Origin of the sequence: Acinetobacter equi (genome assembly GCF_001307195.1) — a bacterium.
GTDB lineage: Bacteria > Pseudomonadota > Gammaproteobacteria > Pseudomonadales > Moraxellaceae > Acinetobacter > Acinetobacter equi.
On record NZ_CP012808.1, the window covers coordinates 516,345 to 541,907 of the forward strand.

General features: G+C 35.0%; 22 protein-coding genes. 9 read left to right on the forward strand and 13 right to left on the reverse strand.

Going from position 1 to position 25,563, the window contains the following annotated elements:
• Positions 1-3: 3 nt before the first annotated feature.
• The 7 genes from mlaD to dxs all read right to left on the reverse strand — a co-directional run bounded on the left by mlaD (position 4) and on the right by dxs (position 8,543).
• A complete protein-coding gene (gene mlaD / locus AOY20_RS02450; protein WP_054580395.1) occupies positions 4-669 on the reverse strand; it encodes an outer membrane lipid asymmetry maintenance protein MlaD in 666 nt (221 codons plus the stop codon).
• Complete coding sequence (mlaE, locus tag AOY20_RS02455; RefSeq protein ID WP_054580396.1) at positions 669-1,448, reverse strand: lipid asymmetry maintenance ABC transporter permease subunit MlaE; 780 nt, start codon at positions 1,446-1,448, stop codon at positions 669-671. The genes mlaD and mlaE overlap by 1 nt, the downstream gene beginning before the upstream one ends.
• Complete coding sequence (locus AOY20_RS02460; RefSeq protein ID WP_054580397.1) at positions 1,445-2,263, reverse strand: ABC transporter ATP-binding protein; 819 nt, start codon at positions 2,261-2,263, stop codon at positions 1,445-1,447. The genes mlaE and AOY20_RS02460 overlap by 4 nt, the downstream gene beginning before the upstream one ends.
• 368 nt (positions 2,264-2,631) lie before the next feature.
• Positions 2,632-4,536 carry a DEAD/DEAH box helicase gene (locus AOY20_RS02465; protein ID WP_054580398.1) on the reverse strand — a complete coding sequence of 635 codons (1,905 nt, stop codon included), beginning with the start codon at positions 4,534-4,536 and terminating at the stop codon, positions 2,632-2,634.
• 356 nt (positions 4,537-4,892) lie between these two features.
• Positions 4,893-5,498, reverse strand: a complete 606-nt coding sequence (locus AOY20_RS02470) for a MarC family protein (protein ID WP_081403345.1) — start codon at positions 5,496-5,498, stop codon at positions 4,893-4,895.
• 188 nt (positions 5,499-5,686) lie between these two features.
• On the reverse strand, positions 5,687-6,517 hold the full coding sequence (locus tag AOY20_RS02475; protein ID WP_054580399.1) for an inositol monophosphatase family protein: 831 nt from the start codon (positions 6,515-6,517) through the stop codon (positions 5,687-5,689).
• A 115-nt stretch (positions 6,518-6,632) separates the two neighbouring features.
• Positions 6,633-8,543: a 1-deoxy-D-xylulose-5-phosphate synthase gene (dxs, locus tag AOY20_RS02480; RefSeq protein WP_054580400.1), complete on the reverse strand. Its 1,911-nt coding sequence runs from the start codon at positions 8,541-8,543 to the stop codon at positions 6,633-6,635.
• Between the two features lie 308 nt (positions 8,544-8,851).
• On the opposite strand from dxs, the gene ribA reads away from it, so the two are divergent.
• A complete protein-coding gene (gene ribA, locus AOY20_RS02485) occupies positions 8,852-9,454 on the forward strand; it encodes a GTP cyclohydrolase II (protein ID WP_054580401.1) in 603 nt (200 codons plus the stop codon).
• A 62-nt stretch (positions 9,455-9,516) separates the two neighbouring features.
• On the opposite strand, the gene hemN is transcribed toward ribA, so the two are convergent.
• Entirely contained in the window at positions 9,517-10,881 is a 1,365-nt protein-coding gene (gene hemN / locus AOY20_RS02490) for an oxygen-independent coproporphyrinogen III oxidase (protein WP_054580402.1), read from the reverse strand.
• A gap of 226 nt (positions 10,882-11,107) precedes the next feature.
• On the opposite strand from hemN, the gene hemF reads away from it, so the two are divergent.
• From hemF to aroE, 3 genes are all read left to right on the forward strand, one after another.
• Complete coding sequence (gene hemF / locus AOY20_RS02495) at positions 11,108-12,049, forward strand: oxygen-dependent coproporphyrinogen oxidase (protein ID WP_054580403.1); 942 nt, start codon at positions 11,108-11,110, stop codon at positions 12,047-12,049.
• 325 nt (positions 12,050-12,374) lie between these two features.
• The gene (locus AOY20_RS02500) at positions 12,375-12,578 is read left to right on the forward strand and encodes a hypothetical protein (RefSeq protein ID WP_054580404.1); all 204 of its coding nucleotides are present in this window, start codon (positions 12,375-12,377) and stop codon (positions 12,576-12,578) included.
• Positions 12,579-12,666: 88 nt separating this feature from the next.
• Positions 12,667-13,455 carry a shikimate dehydrogenase gene (gene aroE / locus AOY20_RS02505; protein WP_054580405.1) on the forward strand — a complete coding sequence of 263 codons (789 nt, stop codon included), beginning with the start codon at positions 12,667-12,669 and terminating at the stop codon, positions 13,453-13,455.
• A 61-nt stretch (positions 13,456-13,516) separates the two neighbouring features.
• On the opposite strand, the gene AOY20_RS02510 is transcribed toward aroE, so the two are convergent.
• Positions 13,517-15,859, reverse strand: a complete 2,343-nt coding sequence (locus AOY20_RS02510) for a hypothetical protein (protein WP_054580406.1) — start codon at positions 15,857-15,859, stop codon at positions 13,517-13,519.
• Positions 15,860-16,086: 227 nt separating this feature from the next.
• Here AOY20_RS02510 and AOY20_RS02515 point away from each other — a divergent pair, with 227 nt between their 5' ends.
• Both AOY20_RS02515 and AOY20_RS02520 read left to right on the forward strand, forming a co-directional pair.
• On the forward strand, positions 16,087-17,910 hold the full coding sequence (locus AOY20_RS02515) for an acyl-CoA dehydrogenase C-terminal domain-containing protein (RefSeq protein ID WP_054580407.1): 1,824 nt from the start codon (positions 16,087-16,089) through the stop codon (positions 17,908-17,910).
• A gap of 296 nt (positions 17,911-18,206) precedes the next feature.
• A complete protein-coding gene (locus AOY20_RS02520; protein WP_054580408.1) occupies positions 18,207-18,470 on the forward strand; it encodes a hypothetical protein in 264 nt (87 codons plus the stop codon).
• A gap of 52 nt (positions 18,471-18,522) precedes the next feature.
• On the opposite strand, the gene AOY20_RS02525 is transcribed toward AOY20_RS02520, so the two are convergent.
• The 3 genes from AOY20_RS02525 to hemW all read right to left on the reverse strand — a co-directional run bounded on the left by AOY20_RS02525 (position 18,523) and on the right by hemW (position 21,683).
• Positions 18,523-19,194 (reverse strand): outer membrane protein, encoded by a 672-nt coding sequence (locus AOY20_RS02525; RefSeq protein WP_054580409.1) that lies wholly within the window; start codon positions 19,192-19,194, stop codon positions 18,523-18,525.
• 656 nt (positions 19,195-19,850) lie between these two features.
• On the reverse strand, positions 19,851-20,297 hold the full coding sequence (locus tag AOY20_RS02530) for a GNAT family N-acetyltransferase (protein ID WP_054580410.1): 447 nt from the start codon (positions 20,295-20,297) through the stop codon (positions 19,851-19,853).
• Between the two features lie 231 nt (positions 20,298-20,528).
• Positions 20,529-21,683, reverse strand: coding sequence for a radical SAM family heme chaperone HemW (gene hemW / locus AOY20_RS02535; protein WP_054580411.1), 1,155 nt, complete (start codon positions 21,681-21,683; stop codon positions 20,529-20,531).
• A 118-nt stretch (positions 21,684-21,801) separates the two neighbouring features.
• Here hemW and AOY20_RS02540 point away from each other — a divergent pair, with 118 nt between their 5' ends.
• Both AOY20_RS02540 and AOY20_RS02545 read left to right on the forward strand, forming a co-directional pair.
• Positions 21,802-22,263 (forward strand): DMT family transporter, encoded by a 462-nt coding sequence (locus AOY20_RS02540; RefSeq protein WP_171250400.1) that lies wholly within the window; start codon positions 21,802-21,804, stop codon positions 22,261-22,263.
• Between the two features lie 88 nt (positions 22,264-22,351).
• On the forward strand, positions 22,352-23,659 hold the full coding sequence (locus AOY20_RS02545) for an MATE family efflux transporter (RefSeq protein WP_054582519.1): 1,308 nt from the start codon (positions 22,352-22,354) through the stop codon (positions 23,657-23,659).
• A 47-nt stretch (positions 23,660-23,706) separates the two neighbouring features.
• Here the strand turns inward: AOY20_RS02545 and AOY20_RS02550 are convergent, their stop codons facing one another.
• Positions 23,707-23,916, reverse strand: a complete 210-nt coding sequence (locus AOY20_RS02550; protein ID WP_054580413.1) for a DUF1737 domain-containing protein — start codon at positions 23,914-23,916, stop codon at positions 23,707-23,709.
• A gap of 325 nt (positions 23,917-24,241) precedes the next feature.
• Between AOY20_RS02550 and AOY20_RS02555 the strand changes: the two genes are divergently transcribed.
• Entirely contained in the window at positions 24,242-25,540 is a 1,299-nt protein-coding gene (locus AOY20_RS02555) for an ABC1 kinase family protein (protein ID WP_054580414.1), read from the forward strand.
• The last annotated feature ends 23 nt before the right edge of the window (positions 25,541-25,563 follow it).

The window sequence follows — 25,563 nt, forward strand, 5'->3', positions numbered from 1 at the left end:
CAATTATTCAACAAATGATACTTGGTCATCTGTTGCTGTCGCAGGAGAATCACTTTCTGATGAATCTGATCCCTTACCAGAACCACCAGTAATAAATTTAGTGACTAGATCTTCAATTTCCATTGTACTTTGTGTATTTGCAATTTGATCACCACGTTTTAAGTAGTTCAAACCACCACCTGGTACAATTTTTAAATATTTTTCACCCAATAAGCCGTTGGTTGCCACCATTATATAAGCATCATCATCAATATTAGTGATGGATGTCATGTTATCGATGAGTTGCTTTTCCATTTCTTTTTGTTGCTCTGGTGTTGCAGACTCATAATCAGAGCTATATTTTAACTCTTCTAATGCATTTTTTTGAACTTCTTTTAATTGCTCTTCGTTGAATGAAGTCAAACTACCATCCAATGTCATATGCACAGTTGCTAAACGTGTTACAGGATCAAGTTTAATACTATCAACCTGCCCTACAGTCACGCCACTCAATGCTACTTTAGCACGTGGTTTAATACCATTTACATTTTCAAAAGTCGCTGTCATTTCATAGCTATCGGCAATTGTATTACCAACTAAACCACTCACACGCATTGCTAAGAAAAAGATGGCAATACCAAACAAAATAACAAAAGCACCTACGGCCAATTCACTTGTACGTGATTTCATTAAACACCTCCAAACATGACCGCAGTCAACACAAAATCAGAACCTAAAACACATAATGATGAATACACCACTGTACGAGTAGTTGAGGTTGAAATACCTTCAGATGTTGGAACACATGCATATCCTTGATATACCGCAATCCATGTACAAATTAGAGCAAATACAAAGCTTTTAATAATCGTGCCATTTAATACATCTTTGTAAAATTGCACGCTACCTTCAATGCTGCTCCAATAGGCACCTTCATCACCACCTAAGAAATCAACACCGACGAGTTTTCCACCCATAATTCCTACTGCGGCAAAAATAATAGCCAACATTGGTAAACTAAAAATACCAGCCCATAATCGTGGTGAAATTACACGTTTCAAGGGGTCAACACCAATCATTTCCATACTAGCAAGCTGCTCAGTGGCTTTCATTAAACCAATTTCAGCCGTTAAAGCTGAACCTGCACGACCTGCAAATAATAAAGCAGCTACAACTGGAGCTAATTCTCGTAATAAAGTTAAAGCAACTGCAGTACCTAACATGGATTCACTACCAAAAGTGACCAAAATGTTATACATCTGCAAGCCTAAAACCGCACCAATAAATAGCCCAGAAACAACAATAATTAAAAGTGATAACACCCCAACCCTATACATTTGGTAGACAAACAAACGAAAGCCTAACCACGTTGGGAGTGAAAAAATAATTTGTAAAAGCATTAGACTGGCAACGCCAATCCCTCGGACACGCTCGATCACGCGTCTACCAATTAAGGCAATAGCATTCATGAACGCTCCTCGTGACTTAAATACGCTTGATGACTAAACTGAAAGTCTACAGGTCCATGCTCAGATCCTGTTAAGAATTGTTGAACAAATTCATTTGGATGAACTTTTAATTCTTCAGGCGTACCCTCACCCTGAATTATCCCCTCAGCAACCACATAAATGTAATCTGCAATAGAGAGTGTTTCTGCAACATCATGCGAAACAATAATCGTTGTTAAATCTAAAGCTTCTCTTAAAGAACGAATTAAACGTGTTAAAACACCTTTAACAATAGGGTCTTGTCCTGCGAAAGGTTCATCATACATAATGAGTTCTGGATCTAAAGCAATTGCTCTCGCCAAAGCCACACGACGATTCATCCCGCCAGACAATTCTGAAGGCATTAATTGCTCTGTACCACGCAAACCAACCGCTTCTAGCTTTAATCCAACCAACTCTGTAATAAGATGCTCTGGAAGTTGGGTATGCGCTCGTATTGGAAAGGCAACATTTTCATATACAGACATATCTGTAAATAATGCACCACTTTGAAAAAGCATTCCCATACGTGCACGTGCAGCAAACAGCTCTTGGCGTGACATAGTTGAAATATTTTTTCCATCAAGCAATATTTCACCATGATCTGGTATAAGCTGACCACCTATTAAACGCAATAAAGTCGTTTTACCAGTACCAGATGGTCCCATAATCGCAGTAACTTGCCCACGACGAATTTGTAGGCTTACATTGTCATAAATGACACGTTCCCCTCGCTTGAAACTCAGGTCATTTACTTCAATGAGCGCCTGAACCTGCTGAGATATTTGACTATTCATAGCTGAGGATATTCCTGATAATTTTCAGTACGCATAATTAAAAAATTCAACAAATCTTTCATGAGTTATTTTTGGTCTAGCATACTACTTTGTTCACTAAATAACTCTTTTTAAATCGTTACTTTCAAGTAAGCTTTCACTTCACCCATCTCATCCATAGTTATTTTATTTAAAATCAAAAAGATAAACACCTTTACAATCTTTTAAATAACATATTACATATCATTAATTTTACTTATAAAAATTTCAGCGTATCAATGATTTATTTCTAAAATTTTGACAATTATACCCTTCTACTTAATTTGAGCAAATCATATGCAATAAAAAACCGGTGATATCACCGGTTTTTTATAAATTACAACGAATGATTAATCATTGAATTTACGACGTGCTGGACGATCACCGCTCTCACGACGTGGACGATCTTCGAAACCACCTTCACGACGTGGACGATCATTACCGAATTCACGACGTACTGGACGATCACCAAAATCACGTTTAGGACGATCACCAAAATCGCGTTTAGGACGATCACCAAAACTACCTTCACGACGTGGTTTATAGTCTATGCTGTTACCACGGTTATCATCATTGCCACCAAAACGAGGTTTATCATTAAAACCACCTTCGCGACGTGGACGATCACTGTTGAACTCACGGCGCGGACGATCTTCACCACCGAATGAACGTTGTGGACGATCACCATTGAATTCACGACGTGGACGATCTTCGCCACCAAATGAACGTTGTGGACGATCACCATTAAATTCACGACGTGGACGATCTTCGCCACCAAATGAACGTTGTGGACGATCACCATTGAATTCACGACGTGGACGATCTTCGCCACCAAATGAACGTTGTGGACGATCACCATTGAATTCACGACGTGGACGATCTTCACCACCAAATGCTGGACGCTCACCACGTGGTTTATCATCGAAGCTACGACGTGGACGATCATCACGACCGCCTTCACGGCGTTTAAAATTACTTTCGCCTTCAAAGCGACGACCACCACCAAAACCACCACGACCGCCATCACGACGACCACCGCCACCGTTACGGCTACGACCACCACCATCACGACTACCACGTGCAGGAGGCGGAGATGGCTCAAGACCTTCAATTTCAGAAACTTCTAAACGAGCATCTAAATAATCTTCTAAAGCACGAATTTTACCGCGTTCACGGTAAGTTGCTAAAGTAATGGCTTTACCAGTACGACCCGCACGACCAGTACGACCAATACGGTGTACATAATCTTCGTTTTTCATTGGTAAACCGAAGTTAATTACGTGAGAAATTGTTGGTACATCAAGACCACGAGCAGCAACATCAGTTGCAACTAGAATCTTTGCGCGACCTTCACGAATACTACGTAAACGACGATTACGAACTGTTTGTGGCATAGCACCATGAAGTGCTACAACTGAAAGACCCGCTTCTGCAAGTTCTTCAGCTAACATATCTGTATCTTCTTGAGTTGATGCAAATACAACAGCCTGATCTACATCTTCAGCACTTAACCAATGCGTAAGCAATTTTTTCTTATGCTCAAAGCCATCAGTCCAGTGTAATGTTTGAGTAATGTCTGTATTTGTAGAATGACCTGTTTCAATTGCAATACGCTCTGGATCATTCATCATGCGTTCTGCAAGTGTAATAATACGAGGTGCAAATGTTGCAGAGAACATTAATGTTTGTTTACGATTTGCAGCCAACTCACCAATAGCTTCTAAGTCTTCAGAGAAGCCTAGATCTAGCATACGGTCTGCTTCATCAACAATTAAAGCATCAACTTTATCTAATTTAATTTGACGACGGTTTACTAAATCCAATAAGCGACCTGGTGTTGCAACAACAACAGATGCACCTTTTAATTGTTGGATTTGCTTACCAAAAGGCATACCACCCATGATTGCAGCAACACGAACACCTTTCATTTGGCGTACAAGTGCAATTGCATCTTGGCAAACTTGCTGAGCAAGTTCACGTGTAGGAGAAATAACCAAAATTGTTGGTTGAGTTACTGCCTTCATACGATCTTTAAATGGAACAAATGTATCTTGTTCAGCAAGAGCGTTTAATGTTGGTAGTAAAAATGCAGCAGTTTTCCCAGAACCTGTTTGGCTTGATACTAAAAGGTCTTTACCTTCTAATGCAGCTGGAATAGCTAACTCTTGAACCGGAGTAGGGCTAGTAAAACCTAGACCTTGTAATGCCAATTGAAGTGATTCATGTAAAGGAAATTCAGCAAAAGTTTTGCTCATAGAGTATTTCACCCTAATTTGGGTGCTCCATTAAATATATGGTCTGATGGACATCGGCAAAAAGCGGCACAGCAATAAACGCTGAAAATTTGATCAGCGGCGATCCGAGTAACGACGATGCGTAGCGCACACATGATTACAGCTTAACCTGAAGGAATCGCTTTAGCGATTGGGGCGCGGGGTATCGTCCTCTTGGACCGAACGCGCATACACAATGATAAGAAGATAATGTTCAGGTAACGAACAGAAATTAAGTGCGTCCGCGGATTATAGCAGTTTTTTTTAAATTGTCACCCTTTTTAATCGACTTTAAAAATTTGTTCAACAAATTGAGACCAAAGTCTCAATTATTATAACTAAAAGTCAACAATTAAACCCATCACACCATTAATAATCATATCAATGGCAATAGTACCCACCAATAATGCAGCAATACGACCAACAATATCGACATAGCGATCAATATAATCTGAATGCCTTACCTTCAAGTGATCATGTGCAAATTTCATCAACATTAATAAACTACAACTCACCGTTAAAGTAACGCCAATCACTAGAATTGATCCCAATAGTGAAATTTTTGCACCCGTGATCACTGATGCACTCACCGTTCCTGGCCCAATCATAAAAGGCATTGCAATTAAACCAGCCGCATTCCCTCCCCGAATATCACCAATGGTTTCAGCACCCTCAAAAACAAAGCGATAACCAATCACTAGAAAAATAATACCGCCAAAAATTTGAAATGCTTCAAATCGTACTTGTAGATATTCAGAAAATATCGCTTCTCCCCCCCATGCAAATAGAACAAAAACAACATAAGAAATAAGAGAGCCTTGAATTAATGCCTTATTAAATGTAGAAGCAGGTAAATTTCGAATAAGACCGAGCATATAAATGCTCATCATAAAAGGATTAAGCAACGAAAAGAAAAGCGCAAAAGAATGAATATAATCTGCCAATGTTATTACCTCTTATTTCATCAACGCTTTCACAACGTGATGCTTAAATTTCAATCTAGTGTAATCAGATTTAATTATTCATCAAAGAAAATATACAAAACTCTCTAAAAGTTATTATTTTACTACTATAAAAAAAGCCCTCATGACGAGAGCTTTTTTGAAATCATATTACTCGAATCTGAGTTCTATTATTTCGCTGCTTCACCCCAAGCAGGTACAACTGCTTGCATTAAAGGTTTCAACAGCTTCATAGAACATGCAAGTACTTGTCCATTGTCCATTGACTCGCTGCCACCACGTGCATCAACCACAGTACCACCAGCTTCTTTAACAATAAGCTCACCTGCCGCGATATCCCATGGTTTTAAACCAAGTTCAAAATAACCATCAAAACGGCCAGCAGCAACATATGCTAAATCTAATGCAGCAGAACCAGTACGGCGATATTGTGCACCAGCTTCAGTAACATTTAATAATGAGTCAAAATGATTTTTTGCATAAGAAATCACTTCACCATTACGTTTAGCACGGTAAGCATGACCTACCGATAAGAATGTCTTATCTAAACTATCTTTGATATTTACGCGAATACGGCGCTGATTCAACATTGCACCACGACCGCGGCTTGCAGAGAATAACTCATCCTTCACAGGGTCATAAATAACACCGTGTTGAGTTATACCTTTATGTTGAACAGCAATTGAGATACAGAAATGTGGAACACCGTTAATGAAGTTTAAAGTTCCATCTAAAGGATCAATCACCCAGCACCAATCTGCATCGTGACCTTTACCTTCTTGGAAACCAAACTCTTCACCAAGGAAGCTGTGGTTTTTATAGCTTTTACGTAATGTTTCGATGGTTAATTGTTCCAAGTAACGGTCAACACGCGTTACAGGACCATCAATCCCTTTTTCTTCGACTTGTAGATCGAGTTTATGACGATTTTGATGCGCTTTTAAAAGCTCTTGGCCAACTGTTTGAGCCGCACGCGCAGCCATAACCACCATAGGTTCCATATTGAACACCCACTACAAATATAAAGATTTTGATAAAGAATAATGCATAAAAGCCCCTCTATTTTAGCAAATAAAGGGGCCTTTTGGGGAAATTTTATATCTAAATTTTAAAATGCTATGAAGATACTGAATTTAAAAGATTTTGCCAGACAGTTTGTAAAGATGTCTCAATGCCTTTTGCATCTAAACCTGCTTGATGTAGCATTTGTTCATGCGATGCTTGATGCATAAACTCATCTGCCAAACCTAAGTTCAAAATTGGTTTCACAATTTGAGCTTTAGCTAAATATTCATTTACAGCACTACCTGCTCCACCCATAACTGCATGTTCTTCTACAGTTACAAATAAAGCAGTATTGTCAGTAATATGAGAAATTAATTGCTCATCTAATGGTTTAACATAACGCATATTAACCACGCGAACAGCAACCTCATGTTGTTTTGCAAATGCACGAGCAGCATCTATTGCAGGCTGTACACGACTGCCAAATGCTAAAACAGAAATATATTCATCATATTGTTCATTTAGAACTTCAACAATTTCAGCCCGACCTATTTGCAACTCTGTCAGTTGTGATTGAATTTCCACACCGACACCCGTACCACGTGGGTAACGCACAGCAGCAGGTCCTTTATATAAATAAGCAGTATGTAGCATCTGACGACATTCATTTTCGTCTTTTGGTGCCATAATGACTAAATTTGGAATAGTTCGCATATAAGCATAATCATATGCTCCTGCATGTGTTGGACCATCTTCACCAACCAAACCTGCACGATCTATACCAAATGTAACATCTAGATTTTGCAAAGCAACATCGTGAATAAGTTGATCATAACCACGTTGCAAGAATGTTGAATAAATTGCAACAACAGGTTTTAAACCTTCACAAGCCATACCAGCAGCCAATGTCACTGCATGCTGTTCAGCAATTGCAACATCAAAGAAACGCTCAGGATATTGTTGTGCAAATTGCACCATTCCTGAACCTTCACACATTGCAGGTGTAATTGCGAGTAATCGATCATCTTGTGCCGCTTCATCACAAAGCCATTGACCAAATATATCTGAGTACTTAGGTAGTTTTTTTGTAGATGCTTTTGCATTTAGTTTTGCAATTGCATGATATTTAATTTGATCTGCTTCAGCAGGTGCAAAACCTTTGCCCTTAACAGTATAAATATGAACTAAACGTGGTCCTTTACGCTTTTTAAGCGCATCAAACACTTGAACCAACTGTTCTACATCATGACCATCGAATGGACCAAAATAATCAAAACCAATGGCTTTAAATAAATTATCTGCCGCATTTGTAGCAGATGAATGTGAACGTGAATTATAAATCCATTCTGGATGAGGCTGAACATATGCCTCACCATCCTCAGAAACATTAATAGATTCACCACGTTCCCAAAGCGCAGCCAAGTGTTTAGCAAAACCACCTGTACTACCTGAAATAGACATATCATTATCATTTAATACAACAATCATGTCCGCCTGATGTGCTACAGCATCGTTCATCGCTTCAAAAGCCATACCTGCTGTCATTGCCCCATCACCGATCACAGCAATGACCTCGCATGGATCTTTTTTATAATGTCTTGCCAAAGCCATTCCCAAACCTGCAGAAATCGCTGTAGATGAGTGACCTACGCCAAAGGTATCAAATTCTGATTCCTCTCGTGCTGGAAATGCAGCTAAACCATTTTTAGAACGGATTGTCGTTAACTGTTCACGGCGCCCTGTTAATGCTTTATGAGGATAAGCTTGATGACCCACATCCCAAATCAAACGGTCTCTAGGCGTATTAAAACAATAGTGTAATGCAACCGTCAGCTCAATCACACCAAGGTTTGCAGCAAAGTGCCCCCCGCTTTGCCCAGCGCAATACAAAATGAATTGACGCAACTCATCAGCCAATTTTTCTAGCTGGCTACGCTCGAGCAAACGTAATTGTTCTGGGTGGTCTATACCATCCAGTAACGGTGTTACAGGGCGAAGAGTTGGTATTTCTGTATACAACATAATATGGCAAAGCCTTCTAAAGCCTGGCAAATCATAAGCTAGGTCAAATGGATATCCGATCATACAGTCGGATTGAGTCTCCATCAATCAGCCATATTTCTACCGTCTATATTTTATCCAATGCACAAAAGTAGCGCTTTTCTTGGGTAGAACAGATTATCCTGAATTACAGGACTATTTATCAACTATTATTATGAGGTTTATACAAAAAAGAATATCTAATCCGTAAAATCTTCTCAGGTATTCTACTAATATCTAAACATTCCGCTATACTTGATCAATTTCAAAACGATGAAACGGGTTTTGTTGTGCCTATTAAATTTGCTGCTACTTCTAAATTACCGACCGCGTTTGGTGAATTTAAAATCACTGTTTTTCAAGATCCAGAAACTGGCGAAGAACATGTCGCACTTTCTCAAGGCTTAGATATACCATCTGACGAGCCTGTATTAACACGTATTCACTCTGAGTGCTTAACAGGTGATGCATTTGCATCTTTAAAATGTGATTGTGGACCTCAACTTCAAGCCACTCAAAAACTTATTAATGAAAATGGTCGTGGAGTAATTTTATATTTACGCCAAGAAGGACGTGGCATTGGGTTAACCAATAAAATTCGTGCCTATGCGTTACAAGATCAAGGACATGATACTGTTGACGCCAATTTACTTTTAAACTTGCCTGCTGATGCACGTCGCTACGATATGTGTAACATCATGCTTGATCATTTAAATGTAAAATCTGTGCGCTTAATTACAAATAATCCTTTAAAAATAAAAGCTCTGACCGATCAAGGCATTAATGTAGTTGATCGAGTTCCTCTTACTGTCGGGCTTAATCCATTTAATGAACAATATTTAAAGACCAAACATGATCGTATGTCACATATGTATCAAAAAGATGATTTTTAAATTTTAAAATAAATTTCATCTATCTATAAAAAACCTCCCTATGTTTAGGGAGGTTTTTTATTTTAAATAGTCATCGAGAAAATTCGAGTATTTGGCATTTTACGATTTAGTCGTAAATCAAATGCCATACAGATATTTCGAATAAACGGTTTACCTTGTTCTGTAATTTTGATTTGAAAATCATCCAAGATAACCAAGCCATCTTGTTCCATTTCTTGGAGTTTTTGAATCACTTCAGGAATTTCTTTAAAGTAAAGTGCTTCATTATTCCATGAGGTTTCAAAAGTACACATTAAATTCAAAATATGCTTACGAATTTTTAAATCTTCTTCATTTAAAACATGACCTTTAAATACAGGAATTTCATTATTTTCTAAGCGTGCATAATAATCTTCTAAGGTCTTTTCATTTTGTGCAAAGCTATACCAACTATCGCTAATTGAAGATAGTCCAAGCCCAAGCATCACTTGGGTTTTAGAAGCGGTATATCCCATAAAATTACGATGTAATGCACCAGATTTAAAAGATTTATACATTTCATCTTCAACTAAGGCGAAATGATCCATTCCAATTTCTGCATATCCATATTCAAGAAGTTTTAACTTTCCTTCTTCATAACATTGACGTTTCATTTCATCTTTTGGAACATCTGCATCTTTAAAGCCACGCTGCCCATTCCCTTTAATCCATGGCACATGAGCATAACTATAAAAAGCAATGCGATCTGGCATTAAACGCTGAGTTTGTTCAATCGTATATAAAACATCATCTAAATTTTGAAATGGCAAACCAAAAACCAAATCATGAGAAATTGAGGTATAGCCAATTTCTCGTGCCCATTTGGTTACTCGTTCAACATGTTCAAAAGGTTGAATACGATGAATCGCTTTTTGGACTTTCTCATTATAATCCTGCACACCGTAGCTTACGCGTCGAAACCCTAAATCATATAAAGTTTGCAAATGCTCACGCGTCGTATTATTCGGATGTCCTTCAAAGCTAAACTCATGTTCTTGCGCAATATCGGCCTGAGCTAAAATACCTTGAATCAATTGTTGTAAATGTTGTGGTGCAAAAAATGTTGGTGTGCCACCACCCAAATGAATTTCTTTAATAATGGGTCTATCTTTTAATAAATCACAGTATAGATCCCATTCTTTTAAAACTGCTTGAATATAGGGTTGCTCCATTTCATGACGTTTTGTCACACGCTTATGGCACCCACAAAATGTACATAAACTTTCACAAAATGGAAGATGAATATAAAGACTAATGCCTTCACTTAGATTCGATTCATCGAATGATTTTTTAAGTGTTTCTTTCCACAATTCAAGAGAAAATAAAGCTTCATCCCAATAAGGTACTGTAGGATAACTGGTATATCGTGGTCCAGGCACATTATATTTTTGGACTATAGAATTTTGCATATTTGCTATCTCAGTAGTAAATGACTGACCACTTTTAAATATAAAAATCACTTGTTTCTTGAATATATTGTGAGGTCACACACCGCTTATTTCAATGAAATTCACACAATCCCTGATTTATTTTATGTGTTTTATTTAAGCGATCATTGATATCGATAAAATTTCCTTAAAATTCGCCTAATTTTATGTTTTGATGTAACCAATTAATTTATCTCTGAGAGACATGATGAAGCATCCAACTTCAAATGATATTCAACGTGTTCGTGAGTTTTTACTCGATTTACAAGCCCGTATTTGCGCGAGCTTAGAACAACAAGAAAAATTAGGTGGCGGTACAGCTGAATTTATCATTGATGATTGGACACGCCCTGAAGGTGGCGGTGGTCGTTCACGTGTTTTACAAAATGGGACCGTTATTGAAAAAGGCGGGGTCATGTTCTCTCACATTAATATTTCAAAGCTTCCAGCTTCAGCGACTGCACGTCATCCAAATATTGCCGGTGCAAAAGCTCAAGCAATGGGTGTATCACTAGTGATACATCCAAAGAATCCGAATGTACCAACATCACATGCAAATGTCAGACTCTTTGTCGCAGAACCAGAAGGACAAGATCCTATTTGGTGGTTTGGTGGTGGCTTTGATCTAACACCATTTTATCCAAATGATGAAGATGTATTAAGTTGGCATCAAACTGCATCTGATTTATGTGCACCTTTTGGTGATGAGATTTATACCGAACATAAAAAGTGGTGTGATGATTACTTTTATTTAAAGCATCGAAATGAGCAACGTGGTGTAGGTGGATTATTCTTTGATGATCTTAATCAATGGGATTTTGAAACTTGTTTCAAATATATGCAAGCTGTGGGTAATGGTTACTTAGAAGCAATTTTACCGATCTTCAATCGCAACCAAAATAAATCGTATACTGAAGCCCAACGAGACTTCCAACTTTATCGTCGTGGTCGTTATGTAGAATATAATTTAGTTTATGACCGTGGTACATTATTTGGCTTACAAACTGGTGGTCGTATAGAATCTATTTTAGTCAGCATGCCCCCCCTTGCAGGCTGGTCATATAGACCAGAATGGGATGAAAACTCTGCTGAAAAGCGTTTAACAGACCATTATCTAAAACCTCAAGATTGGCTAAATATTTTAAAATAAAATTTAAATTGAGCTATTGTCGTCTTTCAATAGCTCAACTGTTTTAAGGTTATTTTACACAATGGTAATAAATCAAAACAAAAAATCAATAAATTCTAAACAAAAAATACTATCTTTTAATTAACTCAATATTTATCAAACTACTATATCTCATTTTAAATCTATCTAGCTTCATCATTTGTATATATTTCTCAATTATAATGAATTAAGGATCTTTTAAATTTTATTTGCTTACATAATAGTTTAGAAACTCCCATTATTACAGTTGGTTATTCTTATGATATTTCATAAAATGTTACTTAATCTTTTAAACTGAAGAGTATTCATGAATCCTGGTATAAGTTGGAAATTATTATTATTTTGGGCCTTATTTGTTGGCATGCTCGCATCTTTTTCTCTTACAATTATATTTGAAACTCATTTTTTAGACGAATTATCTATTGCTTCAGGCATTTTAACAGGCATTGCATTATTTTTTACAGGTATGTTTATGCTGATTGATACCATTATTTCTATTTGCAATCCATAATTATCAAGATTTATTCAAAATAATAAACTTCTTCAAAGTTTTAATTTGACGTATATTGACTACCATTTCGAGACATGGAATTTGCGTAATGAGTAAACAATTTGCTGTCATTGGTCATCCTATTGAACAATCTCGCTCACCTGAATTACATCACGCGTTCGCAAAGAAAGTTGGAATTGAACTTACCTATCAAAAACGTTTAGCACCTTTAGATGGCTTTATTCCAAGTATTAAAGATTTTTTTGCCCAAGGTGGGATTGGTTTAAACGTCACTGTGCCATTTAAAGAACAAGCATTTCAACAATGTAAGGTTTTAACTGAGCGTGCAAAAATTGCTAAAGCGGTCAATACACTTTGGGTTAAAAATGGACAATTGCATGGTGATAATACGGATGGGCAAGGTCTTGTAGATGCCATTAAAGCTCTAGACTGGTCACTAGAAAATTCTTCTATCTTAATTCTAGGAGCTGGTGGTGCCACACGTGGTGTCATTTACCCACTAGCACAAGCAGGTACTAAAAAAATTGTAATTGCAAATCGTACATTGGTACGTGCAGAACAACTAGTAAATGATTTAAAAGATTTTGTTCCTCATTCAGAACTTCAAGCCATTTCTCTAGAAAACTTAGATGGACATTTCGATTTAATTATTAATGCAACATCAGCAAGTCTTTCAGGCGATGCTCTAATTTTACCAAAAACATTAACCTTTAAATATGCATACGAAATGGCATACGGAAAACCTTCCAGTTTTCTTGAACAAGCAAAGTCACGCGGTGTTCCATATTCTGACGGATATGGCATGCTCGTTGGGCAAGCAATTGAGTCTTTCAATATTTGGAATGGTATTCGTCCAAACTTAAAAGACTTTATCTAAAATAAGTGTTCTAATAAAAAAGACCTCATACAAAAAGAGGTCTTTTTTTACATATTTAATATTACTTATAATGAGTGCGAATCTCACGATAAGTTTCTCTATAGATATCCCAATCAATTAAGTCTTCATGTGCTTCACGCAGAGATGAGATATTTTTAAGTTTTAATTTACCTGCTAAATCAGCCTTATAGCTTTGCCCTAAAATATTTGCAACTTCAAGTAATAAAGCATCTTCCTCTGGTGTAAAGTCCTCATATTTATCTTCAAATACCTTGACATAGTGTGCTGCAAAAGCATCTTGAGCAGTTTTATGTTGTACCTTAAACTCTTTCCAATATACATCTACCTCTATATTATCCAGAGCTGAATCTAAAATCATAGATACCGCATCACCAATGTATCCATAACTTGAAGGATCACTTAATTGATGCTTTTCTTGTAACTGTTTAATACGTTTTGCTGTTTGTGCATTTGGTCTTTCATTTTCATAAACATAATATGCAAAAAGTTCAGCTATTTCATTTAATTCATTTGCAGAGTAATATTTTGCAAATGCTGGTTTTGCAGCAGCAAAATATAAAACATAAACAGCTTGATAACTCTTAATATAAGAACCTGTATCTAAATACGTTTCTAATGCTATTTTTTCAAGCATGTTTTCGAAAGACACATCTTCTTCATTTTTACTACGACTAAATATAGTATTGCTCAGTTGTTCAGAAATTGATTTCGCATCTTTTAATTTTTTACGATCAATTGGTGTTGCTTGCCCATAATTCGAAATTTGAGTTGAACTTAATAAATTAATTTTCCCATATTTTTTATCTTGTTTTTCAATATTATATTCAACATCAATTACACGCCCTTTCGCATCTAATCCAATATCGGTCAACATTGTCATACTTGCCCGATTTTCATTTTCAAGTACATGTTGAATATCGACTTGATGATTATTCCAAAGTTCCTTAAATGCATTAGCATCTGTAAAATCTGTGGATGCATACGGTTCAAAAATTGAGACTACTTTAATTGCATTTGAAAATAACTTTAAAAATTCACTTCGATCAAATATAGATTCAGCATCATTATGATTCGCACCTGATTCAATTAAGCGAATTGTATAATTGTTATAGCAAATATTCACCAATCCTAATGGAATTTTACTTGTGCTTCCTTTTAAATTTAAACATTGTTCTTCTGTAAGTGAGCCAGCTAAATTAGCTTCAGATATACTCACTTCTGTCACAGAAGTACTATCAACTTCGTCAAAGTCATCATTAACCCTACAATCATCGCTATAATCTGGATGACAATTTTCGTCTACTGAAACAACATTGATTTGTTCACCATATAAATGTTGATTAATCAAACTTTCAATACGTTGTGAAGAATCCCAAGATTCACTATAAATACTAAATTCAGTATCCCCTGCATCTTCTATCGCTTCTTCATTTTCAAAGCTCTGTGCAATAATATCAGCTGCAATATTTTCAGGACTTAGTCCCGATGAATTAGTTTCATCATCTTGTTTTAAAATATTTTTATATAGATATGGACCATTAATATAATTAAAAACTAAAGATTGAGTCACTGCACTTTCTAAATTCGATTTTAAACGAATTTTTTCAACAATACCCCTTTCTTTTTCCTCTACTGATACAGCTATTCTTTGTAAAGCATTTGGTTCAGCAAGCACATAAGGTAAGGCATTACTTTGTTTTATGAAAGCCACTAAACTTTTAACATCAACATCTTTCCATGCACCCTCATATTTAGAAAAATCAAAATATGATAAAGAGTTTTGTTGCTGTTTATTTGCCAAGAATGGCGTTAAAGCAAACATATTGACATAAAATTTATGTTCTTTTAAATCAATTATCATCGGTATTTTTGCTTTAATTTCTAAAGTTGGTGTTGCATATTCTAGTTTTAAATTAAGTGAACCTTGCTGTGCTCGATAATGAACGGAACCATCGTATCCCACTTGAGTATCATTCAAAATATCGAATAAATAAAACATTCCTTGCTCAAAAATACTTCCATTTGAGTAAGCACTATCATTAATTTGCTCAGCCATCGCTATATTTAACTGTGTCTTTTCTTTAGAGCTCAAACTTATTTTTTGCAAATTAAGGACTTGTTCAATTTTTTTATTCAACTCAGTATCCAATTTAAGATCTGATTTATTCTGTAGTTTTGATCGATCTTCATTGACTGGCAATTCTGACTTAATTTTTAAATTCCCTTTATAATCAAAACTGCTTGTTTCAAAAATGGCATTTAATCCATTTACAGCCCGTTCCTCTAATAAAGGGCTTGTCTTAGATGACTCTTGAATCGTATGCTGTGTGCAACCCAAAAAACTTAAACTAAGCAAACATAATGATAAATATTTTAAGCGCATAATATATTTTAATACCTATAGTCTTTTATAATTTAAAACACAAAACGATCAAAAGATCAGCACAAAGTTTAACAGAATTATGTATAAAAAACGTGATTAATAAATATATAGAATTCGCTTTTCTGACATTCTTTTAAGTCTTATTCATCAATGTAATTTATATATATTTATGAATAATCAAAATATTGATTTTAATAATGCAAAAAAATTTAGATTAGGATTCTCATATGCCAGCATATAAAACACCACTTCGCGATATTCGCTTTTTAATGAATGAAGTTTTTGATTTTAACTCACACTATCAAACGCTATCTAATGGCGAATATGCAGATAAAGAAACAGTTGACATGATTTTAGAAGGTGCCGCTGACTTCTGTGAAAATGTCCTGTCTCCACTTAATCAATCAGGTGATGAAGAAGGTTGCTACTTTGAAAATGGTGAAGTTAAAACACCAAAAGGTTTCAAAGAAGCTTATGACCAATTTGTACAAGGTGGATGGCAAGGTCTATCCTATCCTGAAGAGTTTGGTGGACAAAATCTACCAATGTCGTTAAATCTAATTAAATCTGAAATGATGGGAACTGCAAATTGGTCATTTCAAATGTATCCTGGCTTAAGTGTTGGCTGTATTAACACCTTCTTACAATTTGGCTCAGACGAACAAAAAAAAACTTACCTTCCTCATTTAGTTGCGGGTACTTGGTCTGGAACAATGTGTTTAACTGAACCACAATGTGGTACAGATTTAGGACAAGTCAAAACAAAAGCTGAATTAAATAAAGATGGCTCATATGCAATTTCTGGTACTAAAATTTTCATCTCTGCTGGTGAACACGATTTAACAGAAAATATTATTCATATTGTCCTTGCTCGTTTACCGGATGCACCTGCTGGTACAAAAGGAATTTCTTTATTTATTGTACCTAAATTTTTACCTACTGAAGATGGTGGAATTGGGGAACGTAATCCTGTTACATGTGGTTCAATTGAGCACAAAATGGGAATTCAAGCATCTGCTACAGCAGTACTCAATTTTGACAATGCAACAGGTTATCTAATTGGTGAACCTAATAAAGGTTTGCACGCGATGTTCACCTTTATGAATACGGCTCGTATTGGTACAGCAATTCAAGGTTTAGCACATGCTGAACTTTCATTCCAAGGAGCTTTACCTTACGCAAAAGAACGCATGTCTATGCGTGCTCTTTCTGGCAAAAAAGATCCCGAACAAGTTGCTGATAAAATTATCCATCATGCTGATGTACGTCGTATGTTACTGACACAAAAGGCAATTGCTGAAGGTGGTCGTTCTATGATTTATTATGCCGCACAATTGGCAGATAAAATGAACGATGCATTACTTCGTGGTGATACAGCTGCTTTTGAAGAACATGATGCACACTTAGGTTTTTATACACCTATTTTAAAAGGCTTTTTAACTGAACTTGGTTTTGAAGCCGCAAACCATGGTATGCAAGTTTATGGCGGGCATGGCTATATCAAAGAATGGGGTATGGAACAAATTGTACGAGATGCTCGTATTGCTACATTATATGAAGGTACTACAGGCGTTCAAGCACTTGATTTAATTGGACGTAAAGTTTTGCTTTCATCCAAAGGTAAAGTTATTCGTGATTATACTGCAGAAATTTTAAAATTCTGCGGTCAACATGCACCTAATAAATATATGCGTCGTTTTGCTTGGGACTTAACAAAACTTTGTGCTCAATGGAACACCTTGACTGTACGTTTAATGCTTGCAGCACGTAAAGACCGCGATATCGTTTCAGCTGCTTCTGTTGATTTCCTAATGTTCTCAGGTTATGTCATGATGGCTTACTTTTGGGCTCAACAGGCCGCTATTGCTTCTTCCAAATTAGCATCAGGAACTGGTGCTGAAGTACCAGAATTCTATAAAGCTAAAATTAAAGTTGCTGATTTTTACTTCGAGAAAATTCTTCCACGTACACAAGGTCATGCTGAGTCTATGGTAAATCCTTCTAAAACAATGACATCTCTTGCAGCAGAACATTTCAGTTTTGATTACTAATTGCAAAATTTAGTGATAAAAGAGCATTTCGATGCTCTTTTTATATCTTGACTTTTTTCCTTCAAGATTTCTTCATTAAGTAAAAGTAATGTTAAAGCATGAACAAATTAAGAAGCACTTTGAATATAAAACAAATTAAAAAGTATACAAAAAAAATTAATAATAATTAAAAATCAATAATATAAAAATAAAAAACACTACTTTAATCAATTTACAAATAGTATATCTATAGCTTCATCGATTCTCCATTTCTCACCAATAAGATGATCATATTGAATAACAAAGAGTATCTTCAAATGAAAAAACTTATTTCTAGTCTTATGATCGGTTTAATTGCATCAACTTGTGCTATAACGACAATGGCAGCACCTCACGATCATAAAAAACAGCCTGCCCCACATCAGATAAACAAAAAACCATTACCACATAAACATGTGACACAACAAAATATGAAACCTGCTCATCAAAGCAATCATTTCAATAAAACGCATTATAAAAATAATCAGCACTTTGCTCATCAAGTTAAACCTATACCACCAAAATACAACCAACATCGTTAAAATACAAAAAGAGCGCCTAAGCGCTCTTTTTTATCTTCTAATAAAAGTAAAATTAGAATTTATAGCGTACACCAAGATAGAATTCATTCTTCTCTAGGTGAGCTTTCATTTGCTCATCTTGTAAACCACGAGCATTATTGAAAACGTTCATACCACTTTCCACTTTACCTAAGTCTACATAACGGTAGCCAAGATCAACATTTACTTGTTGAATTGGGTTATAGCTTACACCTGCACCAATGCTATAAGCCAAGTTAGTATCTGTATTTGAAGCATATTGACGAGTTTCATTACCTTGCCAACCGCTAGATTTAACTTTCGCTACACCTAAACCAACTGAACCAAATAATGATACATTTTCATAAACCTCAACATCACGGTAAGCATTTAAGAACATACTTTGTGTTTTAACTTTATGATGATTAAAGCTTGTTGGGAAAGTCGTAGATCCACTCGTATATTCAAAATCTTTTTCGAATGAATATTCTACTTCTGTTCTCCAATTGTTTTGATAATCATAACCAAGTGCAATTGTTGGAGTTGTTACATGTTGCTTGTCATCACCAGCAACAAATTGACCAATACCTGGACGTAAACTAGTATCCATGCTTTTTGCTTTTTGATCTGTATAAGCTACTTTTACAGAAGCATAGTAGTTATCAGTGAAAGCAAATGTTGATGTTGAAACTAATAATACATTCGCTAAAAGGAAAATTTTTTTCATATTTAATCCGTAAACTCTAAAACAAAATGATGCTTTTTATAACAATTAAAGAAAGCCTTGTTTTAATGAGTGCTTAGTCTTAACCCTATAATCGCTATAAAATTACTTTTAAGCATTAATTGTATAAAAGATGTTTGAGCATCCCATTTTTACTATGCTCTACAAAATTCTACTTAACGAAGCAAACAGGCTTGTTAATTGCAAGTAAAATTCGCGACATAATTCACATTAATAATATATCGCTTAATTAATGATCCTTTTTATTGTTTTTGTTGCGCATTTGTTTTGTTTTATTCACTTAATGTTTATTAAAATATATATTATTCACATGAATATAATAAATTAATACCAATCATTTACATTTACTTCATTTTTTTATCCTATTTTTACAAAGCATTTATATAATAAAGAGTTAAAACATTTTTTTATCATCATAAAATTATATTTTTCTGTATTTATCCTCATAAGATAATCACAATGATTATTATAAAAGCTAAAAGACATAATAAAATATAAATTAGCTATTTAATTTAAATATTAAAACATGAATTATCACGTAAATATTTAAAATAAACAATAGCAAAATATCTTTTATGTCACCATAAACACTTAAAATAAAATATATTTTTATAATCTACATCAATATTTAAATACTATTAACTTATATTTTTTCGATATTGAATAAAACCAACATTTTCAGCAATATTATTATAAAGTTTTCTCGCTATATGATTATCCTTATGAGTCAACCAGTAAACACGTGTACATTTTTGTGACTCTGCTTCTACATATACTGCTTCAATTAATTGTTTACCTAAACCTTGTGCACGTTGGTTTTTCATCACGAATAAATCTTGCAAATAACAATATTGCCCTTCTGTCCATGTAGAAAGGTGATAAATATAATGAACAAAACCAATTAATTGCCCTTTATTCTCAACAATAAAACATCCCATTTCATTTGAACGTTGAATCAGACGATTGAAAGTAAGCTGTGAAAGCTCATCATGTGAACTGACCTGATAAAAATGTTGATACGCTTTCCAAAGCACAAGCCATTGTGAATAATCTTGTTCTTTCAATTTTCGTAAGATTGTTGTCATTTAAATTATTTCATCCATATTTATTTTAAATTTTCATCTAAATTTCTAGTTCCATCTAAAAACTAAACTCTGATTTCCTAAAAATATTACAATTTCTTAATATTTTAAAACCAATTAATTGCTGAATTATAAATGAATTTTGTAAAAGTATTGAGCGCTAATTTTATATTGAATGATCTAGAAAGCAGTAGATTTAAATTTTCATAACTACCTTCTAGAATCAGTTTTCTCTTACAAGAATTCTTCTAATACAGAGTTTAAAAAAATATGTCCCTGCTCTGTACAAGATAATCTTTCAACATCATTTTCCATTAATTGACGTTGCCGCAAAGATTCTAATAATTCATATAAAGTTGCTAATTCTAATCCTGTCCGTTCTCTATAAAGTTTTGCTGCAACGCCATGATTTAAACGCAATGCATTCATCATAAATTCAAATGGCATATCTACATCTTCAATCCGCTTAAACTGCAAGTGTTCAGCTGGCACCTTTGCTAAGTAATCCTTTGGTAAACGTGTTTTCTGAAAGCGATAAACACCATCAAACTGTGTTACTTTTCCATGAGCTCCAGCACCAATTGCCAAATAATCACCAAATTGCCAATAGTTTAAATTATGTGTAGATGGTAATTCTTTACGCCATGCTGATACTTCATAATTAATAAAACCATTGGCTCTTAAATAAGCTTCACCTTGTTCTTGAATAGCTTCTAATACATCATCTACTGGTAGAATTGGCTTTGTACGGAAAAAAACAGTGTTGGGTTCAATCGTAAGTTGATACCAAGAAATATGCGTTGCACCATTTTCAACTGCGAGCTTTAAATCATTTAAAGCTTGATCTAATGTTTGCTCTGGTAAACCGTGCATTAAGTCAACATTAATTCGCTGAAATCCAGCATCTTTTGCATGATGAATCGCAGAAATTGCATCTTCATTAGAATGAATTCGCCCTAATGCTTTTAGATGATCTGTGTTAAAGCTCTGTACACCTAGTGATAATCGATTAATACCAGCCGCTAAATATCCAGCAAATGGATCATGCTCAACAGTCCCAGGATTTGCTTCTAAAGTAATCTCACATTGATCTTCAAATGACAAAATTGCTTTTAACTGAGTAAACAACCATTGATAGCCCACCGCAGAAATTAGAGATGGGGTTCCTCCACCAATAAATACACTATGAATTTTTCGCCCCTGAGCAAATTCAACCTGTGTTTTAAAATCTTCAACCAAGGCATGTAAATATTCTTGTTCTAAATCTAAGGATAATTTTCCATCAGGTACCGCATGCGAATTAAAATCACAATATGGGCACTTACGCACACACCAAGGCATATGAATATATAAAGATAAAGGAATAAGTGTAGGATTTAACTCAGCCAAGTAGAAAACTCAAAATAGTAAAATATAATTAATTTTATCATGCTCAGTTCAGCATCTCATGCAATATCTGCGAAATTAAATTAGACTGAAGATTAGAATAAAAAACAAACTGTGAGCAATGATGAAAATGTATGGATTACTCTTTTTACTTATTCCATTAGCAATAGGAATTGGCGTTGCTTTGACATTGCAAACAGCGATTAATAGTCAACTTAAAGAATATCTATCCTCACATCTACAAACTGCACTTTTCTCATTTTTGATTGGTACAATAGCACTTTGTTGTTTAGTATTTATCGAAAATTCTGAGAAGCCTAATCTACATCAAATTCTAACAATACCTTGGTATTTATGGCTTGGTGGTTACTTAGGAGCCTATGCAATTACAGTAAGTATCTTTTCTGCTCCCAAACTTGGTTTTCTTAGCTTTTCAGGATTAGTGATTTTTGGTCAAATTATGACTTCTATGATTTTAGATCATTATGGATTTTTAGGTGTTGATAAAACACCCATTCATTGGCAACGTTTTCTAGGTGGTGTAGTGATTTTTATTGGTGTGCTTCTCACTTTACAACGCTAAGACCTTCACATTAAGCACAAAATTATGAGTATATTCAGTGTCTAAAGTTACCAGTACACGCTATGAGTTAAAGCAACTGTTCCAATTAATGATTCCTATTTTAGTCACTCAATTTGCCCAAGCAGGTTTTGGTCTTATTGATACAATTATGGCAGGTCACTTATCTGCTCATGATTTAGCAGCTATTGCTGTTGGTGTTGGTTTATGGATTCCAATCATGCTACTTTTTAGCGGTATTATGATTGCAACAACACCACTTGTTGCAGAAGCATATGGTGCAAAGACACCTGAAAAAATTGCAACAATTGCTCGTCAATCTTTATGGGTTGCTTTAATTCTTGGGATTATTGCAGGACTCATTTTACAAGCTATGCCACTTCTCTTGCCTTTTTTAGGAATACCTGAAAACCTGTTACCAAAGGCAAGTCTGTTTTTACATGCCATAGGTTTTGGGATGCCTGCTGTCACTATGTATGCTGCACTTAGAGGTTATTCTGAAGCTTTGGGGCATCCTAGACCTGTAACTGTCATTAGCCTTATTGCTCTTGTCGCATTAATTCCTCTTAATTTTATTTTTATGCATGGTCTCGGACCTATTCCTGCTTTAGGTTCAGCTGGATGTGGTTTTGCAACAGCAATTTTACAATGGCTCATGTTAATTGCTCTTGCAATTTATATTTTAAAAGCATCATCTTATAAAAAAACACAGCCATTAAAAACATTCGAAAAAATAGATACTTTTTGGGTAAAACGAATTTTAAAACTTGGCTTACCAATTGGTTTAGCTATATTTTTTGAAGTCAGCTTATTTAGTACAGCAGCTATTGTATTAAGCCCATTAGGAGAAATTACAATCGCAGCTCATCAAATTGCAATGTCATTGACATCTATTTTATTTATGATTCCAATGTCGTTAGCAATTGCTTTAACCATTCGTATTGGCATTCATTATGGTGAAAAAAATATCGTTGCGATGCGTAAAGTTCAAGTTATTGGTCTTTTAACTGCAACAATTCTCGCCTTGATTTCAATGACATTCTTATGGTGTTTAAGACCTGAAATTATTGCATTATATACACAAGACTATGCTGTTGCAGAAATTGCAATGCATCTTATTTTATTTGCAATTGCTTACCAACTTATGGATTCATGGCAAGTCAGTGCAGCCGGCTGTTTAAGAGGCATGCAGGATACTAAAGCACCTATGTGGATTACAATGATTGCATATTGGATTGTTGCTTTTCCAATTGGTGTCTATTTAGTTCGATATACAGACACTGGAGCTGGTGGTGTATGGATTGGCCTTATTATTGGTTTAACTGTCGCTTGTACACTTTTACTTACTCGTTTATACGCCAACAATAAAAAACTCAATCAACAATTTAATATTTCATAATGTCAAAATTCCGCTTTCAATAAGAAAATGAAAGCGGAATTGCTTCTTTATAATTTTTCTAATTCATCTTTTAAACCTTGAGGAACATCTGCTTCCTCAACTTGTTCTTTCATCACCGCCTGTCCAACAATGACATCTGTTCCATTAAAAGTCATCGTAGGTAAGCCATATAGCTCATAACCTTCATTTAATGCTTTTGTTACACGTGCACAAAATTTTGCATCATCTTTACCTGTAATAAAACGATAAACTTTCATATTTTTCTACATTCATTTCATTGTAAATAGATAGATTTATTTTAATATTCTTTAGTATAAATAAAAGATCTAAATCGTTTATTTATAGATATTCTCATTTCTAATTTTCTACCGATTATATTTTAAAGGTTGATACTATTGCATTTTGAGTACCATATTGAATAAAAAGTGTGTTATTTAAGCTAAGCTCCCATTGCAGCTTTAGCAATCATGAAGAGCTTAAGAAGGTCTAGAAACACAATATCTACAATTAACAGTAGGCAATAATTGTATTGTCACCTATTATCAAATACATATGATAAATGATGATCCTAAGGAATCTGGCATGGCAAAATCGGCAAGTACACCCGGTCGTCGCTTTATGAAACTTGCAAGTATGACAGCAAGTATCACCACTAAAACGGTATCAAACTCACTAAAAAATTTGACTGCAAATGAAGAACAAAAAAATGCAGCACGTAGTCAACTTTTTCAAGAAATAGGCTTACAAATTGCCAACACATTAGGTGAGATGAAAGGCGCTGTTATGAAAGTGGGACAGATTGCCTCACAATATAAAGATATATTTCCACCTGAAGTTGCAAAAGCAATTGCTAAATTACAGCGCCAAGCTCCCCCCATGCCTTTTTCTGAAATAAAAACTCAAATTGAAAAAGAGCTTGGAAAACCTTTAAATGAAATTTTTAAAAGCTTTGATGAAACGCCTTTTGCCGCAGCCTCTATTGGTCAAGTGCATAAAGCAATCCTACCAAGTGGCGAACAAGTCGTTGTAAAAGTGCAATATCCTGGTGTTGATGAAGCTTGTGAAAGTGATTTAAAACAAGTTCGTTTAGCATTACGCTTAATGGGTGTAATTAAAATAGATCGAAAGCTACAAGATAAACTGTTTACAGAAATTCAAGAAAGCCTAGATAATGAGCTAAACTATCAAATTGAAGCACAAAATTTAGAAGTAGCTCGTACATTTCATGCCGCTTTAGATAGCAAAATACTTATTCCTCGTGTATTCAAAGAATATTCTACTCGCCATATTTTAACACTTAGTTTTGAACCTGGTGAAAGCATTGAAACTGCAAGTACATGGTCTCTCACATTACGTAATGAACTTGGAAAACGACTTTTCAAAGCCATGGGACAAGAGATTTTCTTCTTAAAACGTTTCCATTGTGATCCCCATCCTGGAAATTTTGCTTTTAGAGAAGATGGGACTGTCATTGTTTATGATTATGGTGGTGTAAAAGTTTTATCAAATGAAATTGTTCAAAATTTTAAATCACTTATTCAAGCCTCTAGAAAACATGATATTCCAACCATAGAACAAAAATTAGATGCTCTACAATCCATTACGGAACAGGGGAAATTTCCAACCGAGCTTTATGAAGCATGGTTGGATGTTTTACTGCGACCTTTAACTGGAACATATGATTTTGAAGAAAATTCAGCTCATCATGATGGTGTTGAATTGGTAAAATCATCTTTAAAATATTGGGATGTCTTTAAACCCTCACCTGATACATTAATGGTTAATCGAACCGTATCTGGTCATTACTGGAATTTAATTCATTTAAAAGTTCATGATGATCTCACTGATATTTTTGAAGAACTTGTTCCACCACAATCTTAGCAACACAGAGCCCAATAGATAAT

Bases quoted from the DNA above. Each gene is read 5' to 3' on its own strand.
- AOY20_RS02540 (WP_171250400.1), top strand. From the start codon at position 21,802: ATGATGAAAATGTATGGATTACTCTTTTTACTTATTCCATTAGCAATA.
- dxs (WP_054580400.1), bottom strand. From the start codon at position 8,543: ATGTTGTATACAGAAATACCAACTCTTCGCCCTGTAACACCGTTACTG.
- AOY20_RS02475 (WP_054580399.1), bottom strand. From the start codon at position 6,517: ATGGAACCTATGGTGGTTATGGCTGCGCGTGCGGCTCAAACAGTTGGC.
- aroE (WP_054580405.1), top strand. From the start codon at position 12,667: ATGAGTAAACAATTTGCTGTCATTGGTCATCCTATTGAACAATCTCGC.
- hemN (WP_054580402.1), bottom strand. From the start codon at position 10,881: ATGCAAAATTCTATAGTCCAAAAATATAATGTGCCTGGACCACGATAT.
- AOY20_RS02525 (WP_054580409.1), bottom strand. From the start codon at position 19,194: ATGAAAAAAATTTTCCTTTTAGCGAATGTATTATTAGTTTCAACATCA.
- AOY20_RS02530 (WP_054580410.1), bottom strand. From the start codon at position 20,297: ATGACAACAATCTTACGAAAATTGAAAGAACAAGATTATTCACAATGG.
- AOY20_RS02500 (WP_054580404.1), top strand. From the start codon at position 12,375: ATGAATCCTGGTATAAGTTGGAAATTATTATTATTTTGGGCCTTATTT.
- mlaD (WP_054580395.1), bottom strand. From the start codon at position 669: ATGAAATCACGTACAAGTGAATTGGCCGTAGGTGCTTTTGTTATTTTG.
- AOY20_RS02555 (WP_054580414.1), top strand. From the start codon at position 24,242: ATGGCAAAATCGGCAAGTACACCCGGTCGTCGCTTTATGAAACTTGCA.
- AOY20_RS02520 (WP_054580408.1), top strand. From the start codon at position 18,207: ATGAAAAAACTTATTTCTAGTCTTATGATCGGTTTAATTGCATCAACT.
- AOY20_RS02465 (WP_054580398.1), bottom strand. From the start codon at position 4,536: ATGAGCAAAACTTTTGCTGAATTTCCTTTACATGAATCACTTCAATTG.
- AOY20_RS02510 (WP_054580406.1), bottom strand. From the start codon at position 15,859: ATGCGCTTAAAATATTTATCATTATGTTTGCTTAGTTTAAGTTTTTTG.
- hemF (WP_054580403.1), top strand. From the start codon at position 11,108: ATGAAGCATCCAACTTCAAATGATATTCAACGTGTTCGTGAGTTTTTA.
- AOY20_RS02545 (WP_054582519.1), top strand. From the start codon at position 22,352: ATGATTCCTATTTTAGTCACTCAATTTGCCCAAGCAGGTTTTGGTCTT.
- mlaE (WP_054580396.1), bottom strand. From the start codon at position 1,448: ATGAATGCTATTGCCTTAATTGGTAGACGCGTGATCGAGCGTGTCCGA.
- AOY20_RS02515 (WP_054580407.1), top strand. From the start codon at position 16,087: ATGCCAGCATATAAAACACCACTTCGCGATATTCGCTTTTTAATGAAT.
- AOY20_RS02460 (WP_054580397.1), bottom strand. From the start codon at position 2,263: ATGAATAGTCAAATATCTCAGCAGGTTCAGGCGCTCATTGAAGTAAAT.
- AOY20_RS02550 (WP_054580413.1), bottom strand. From the start codon at position 23,916: ATGAAAGTTTATCGTTTTATTACAGGTAAAGATGATGCAAAATTTTGT.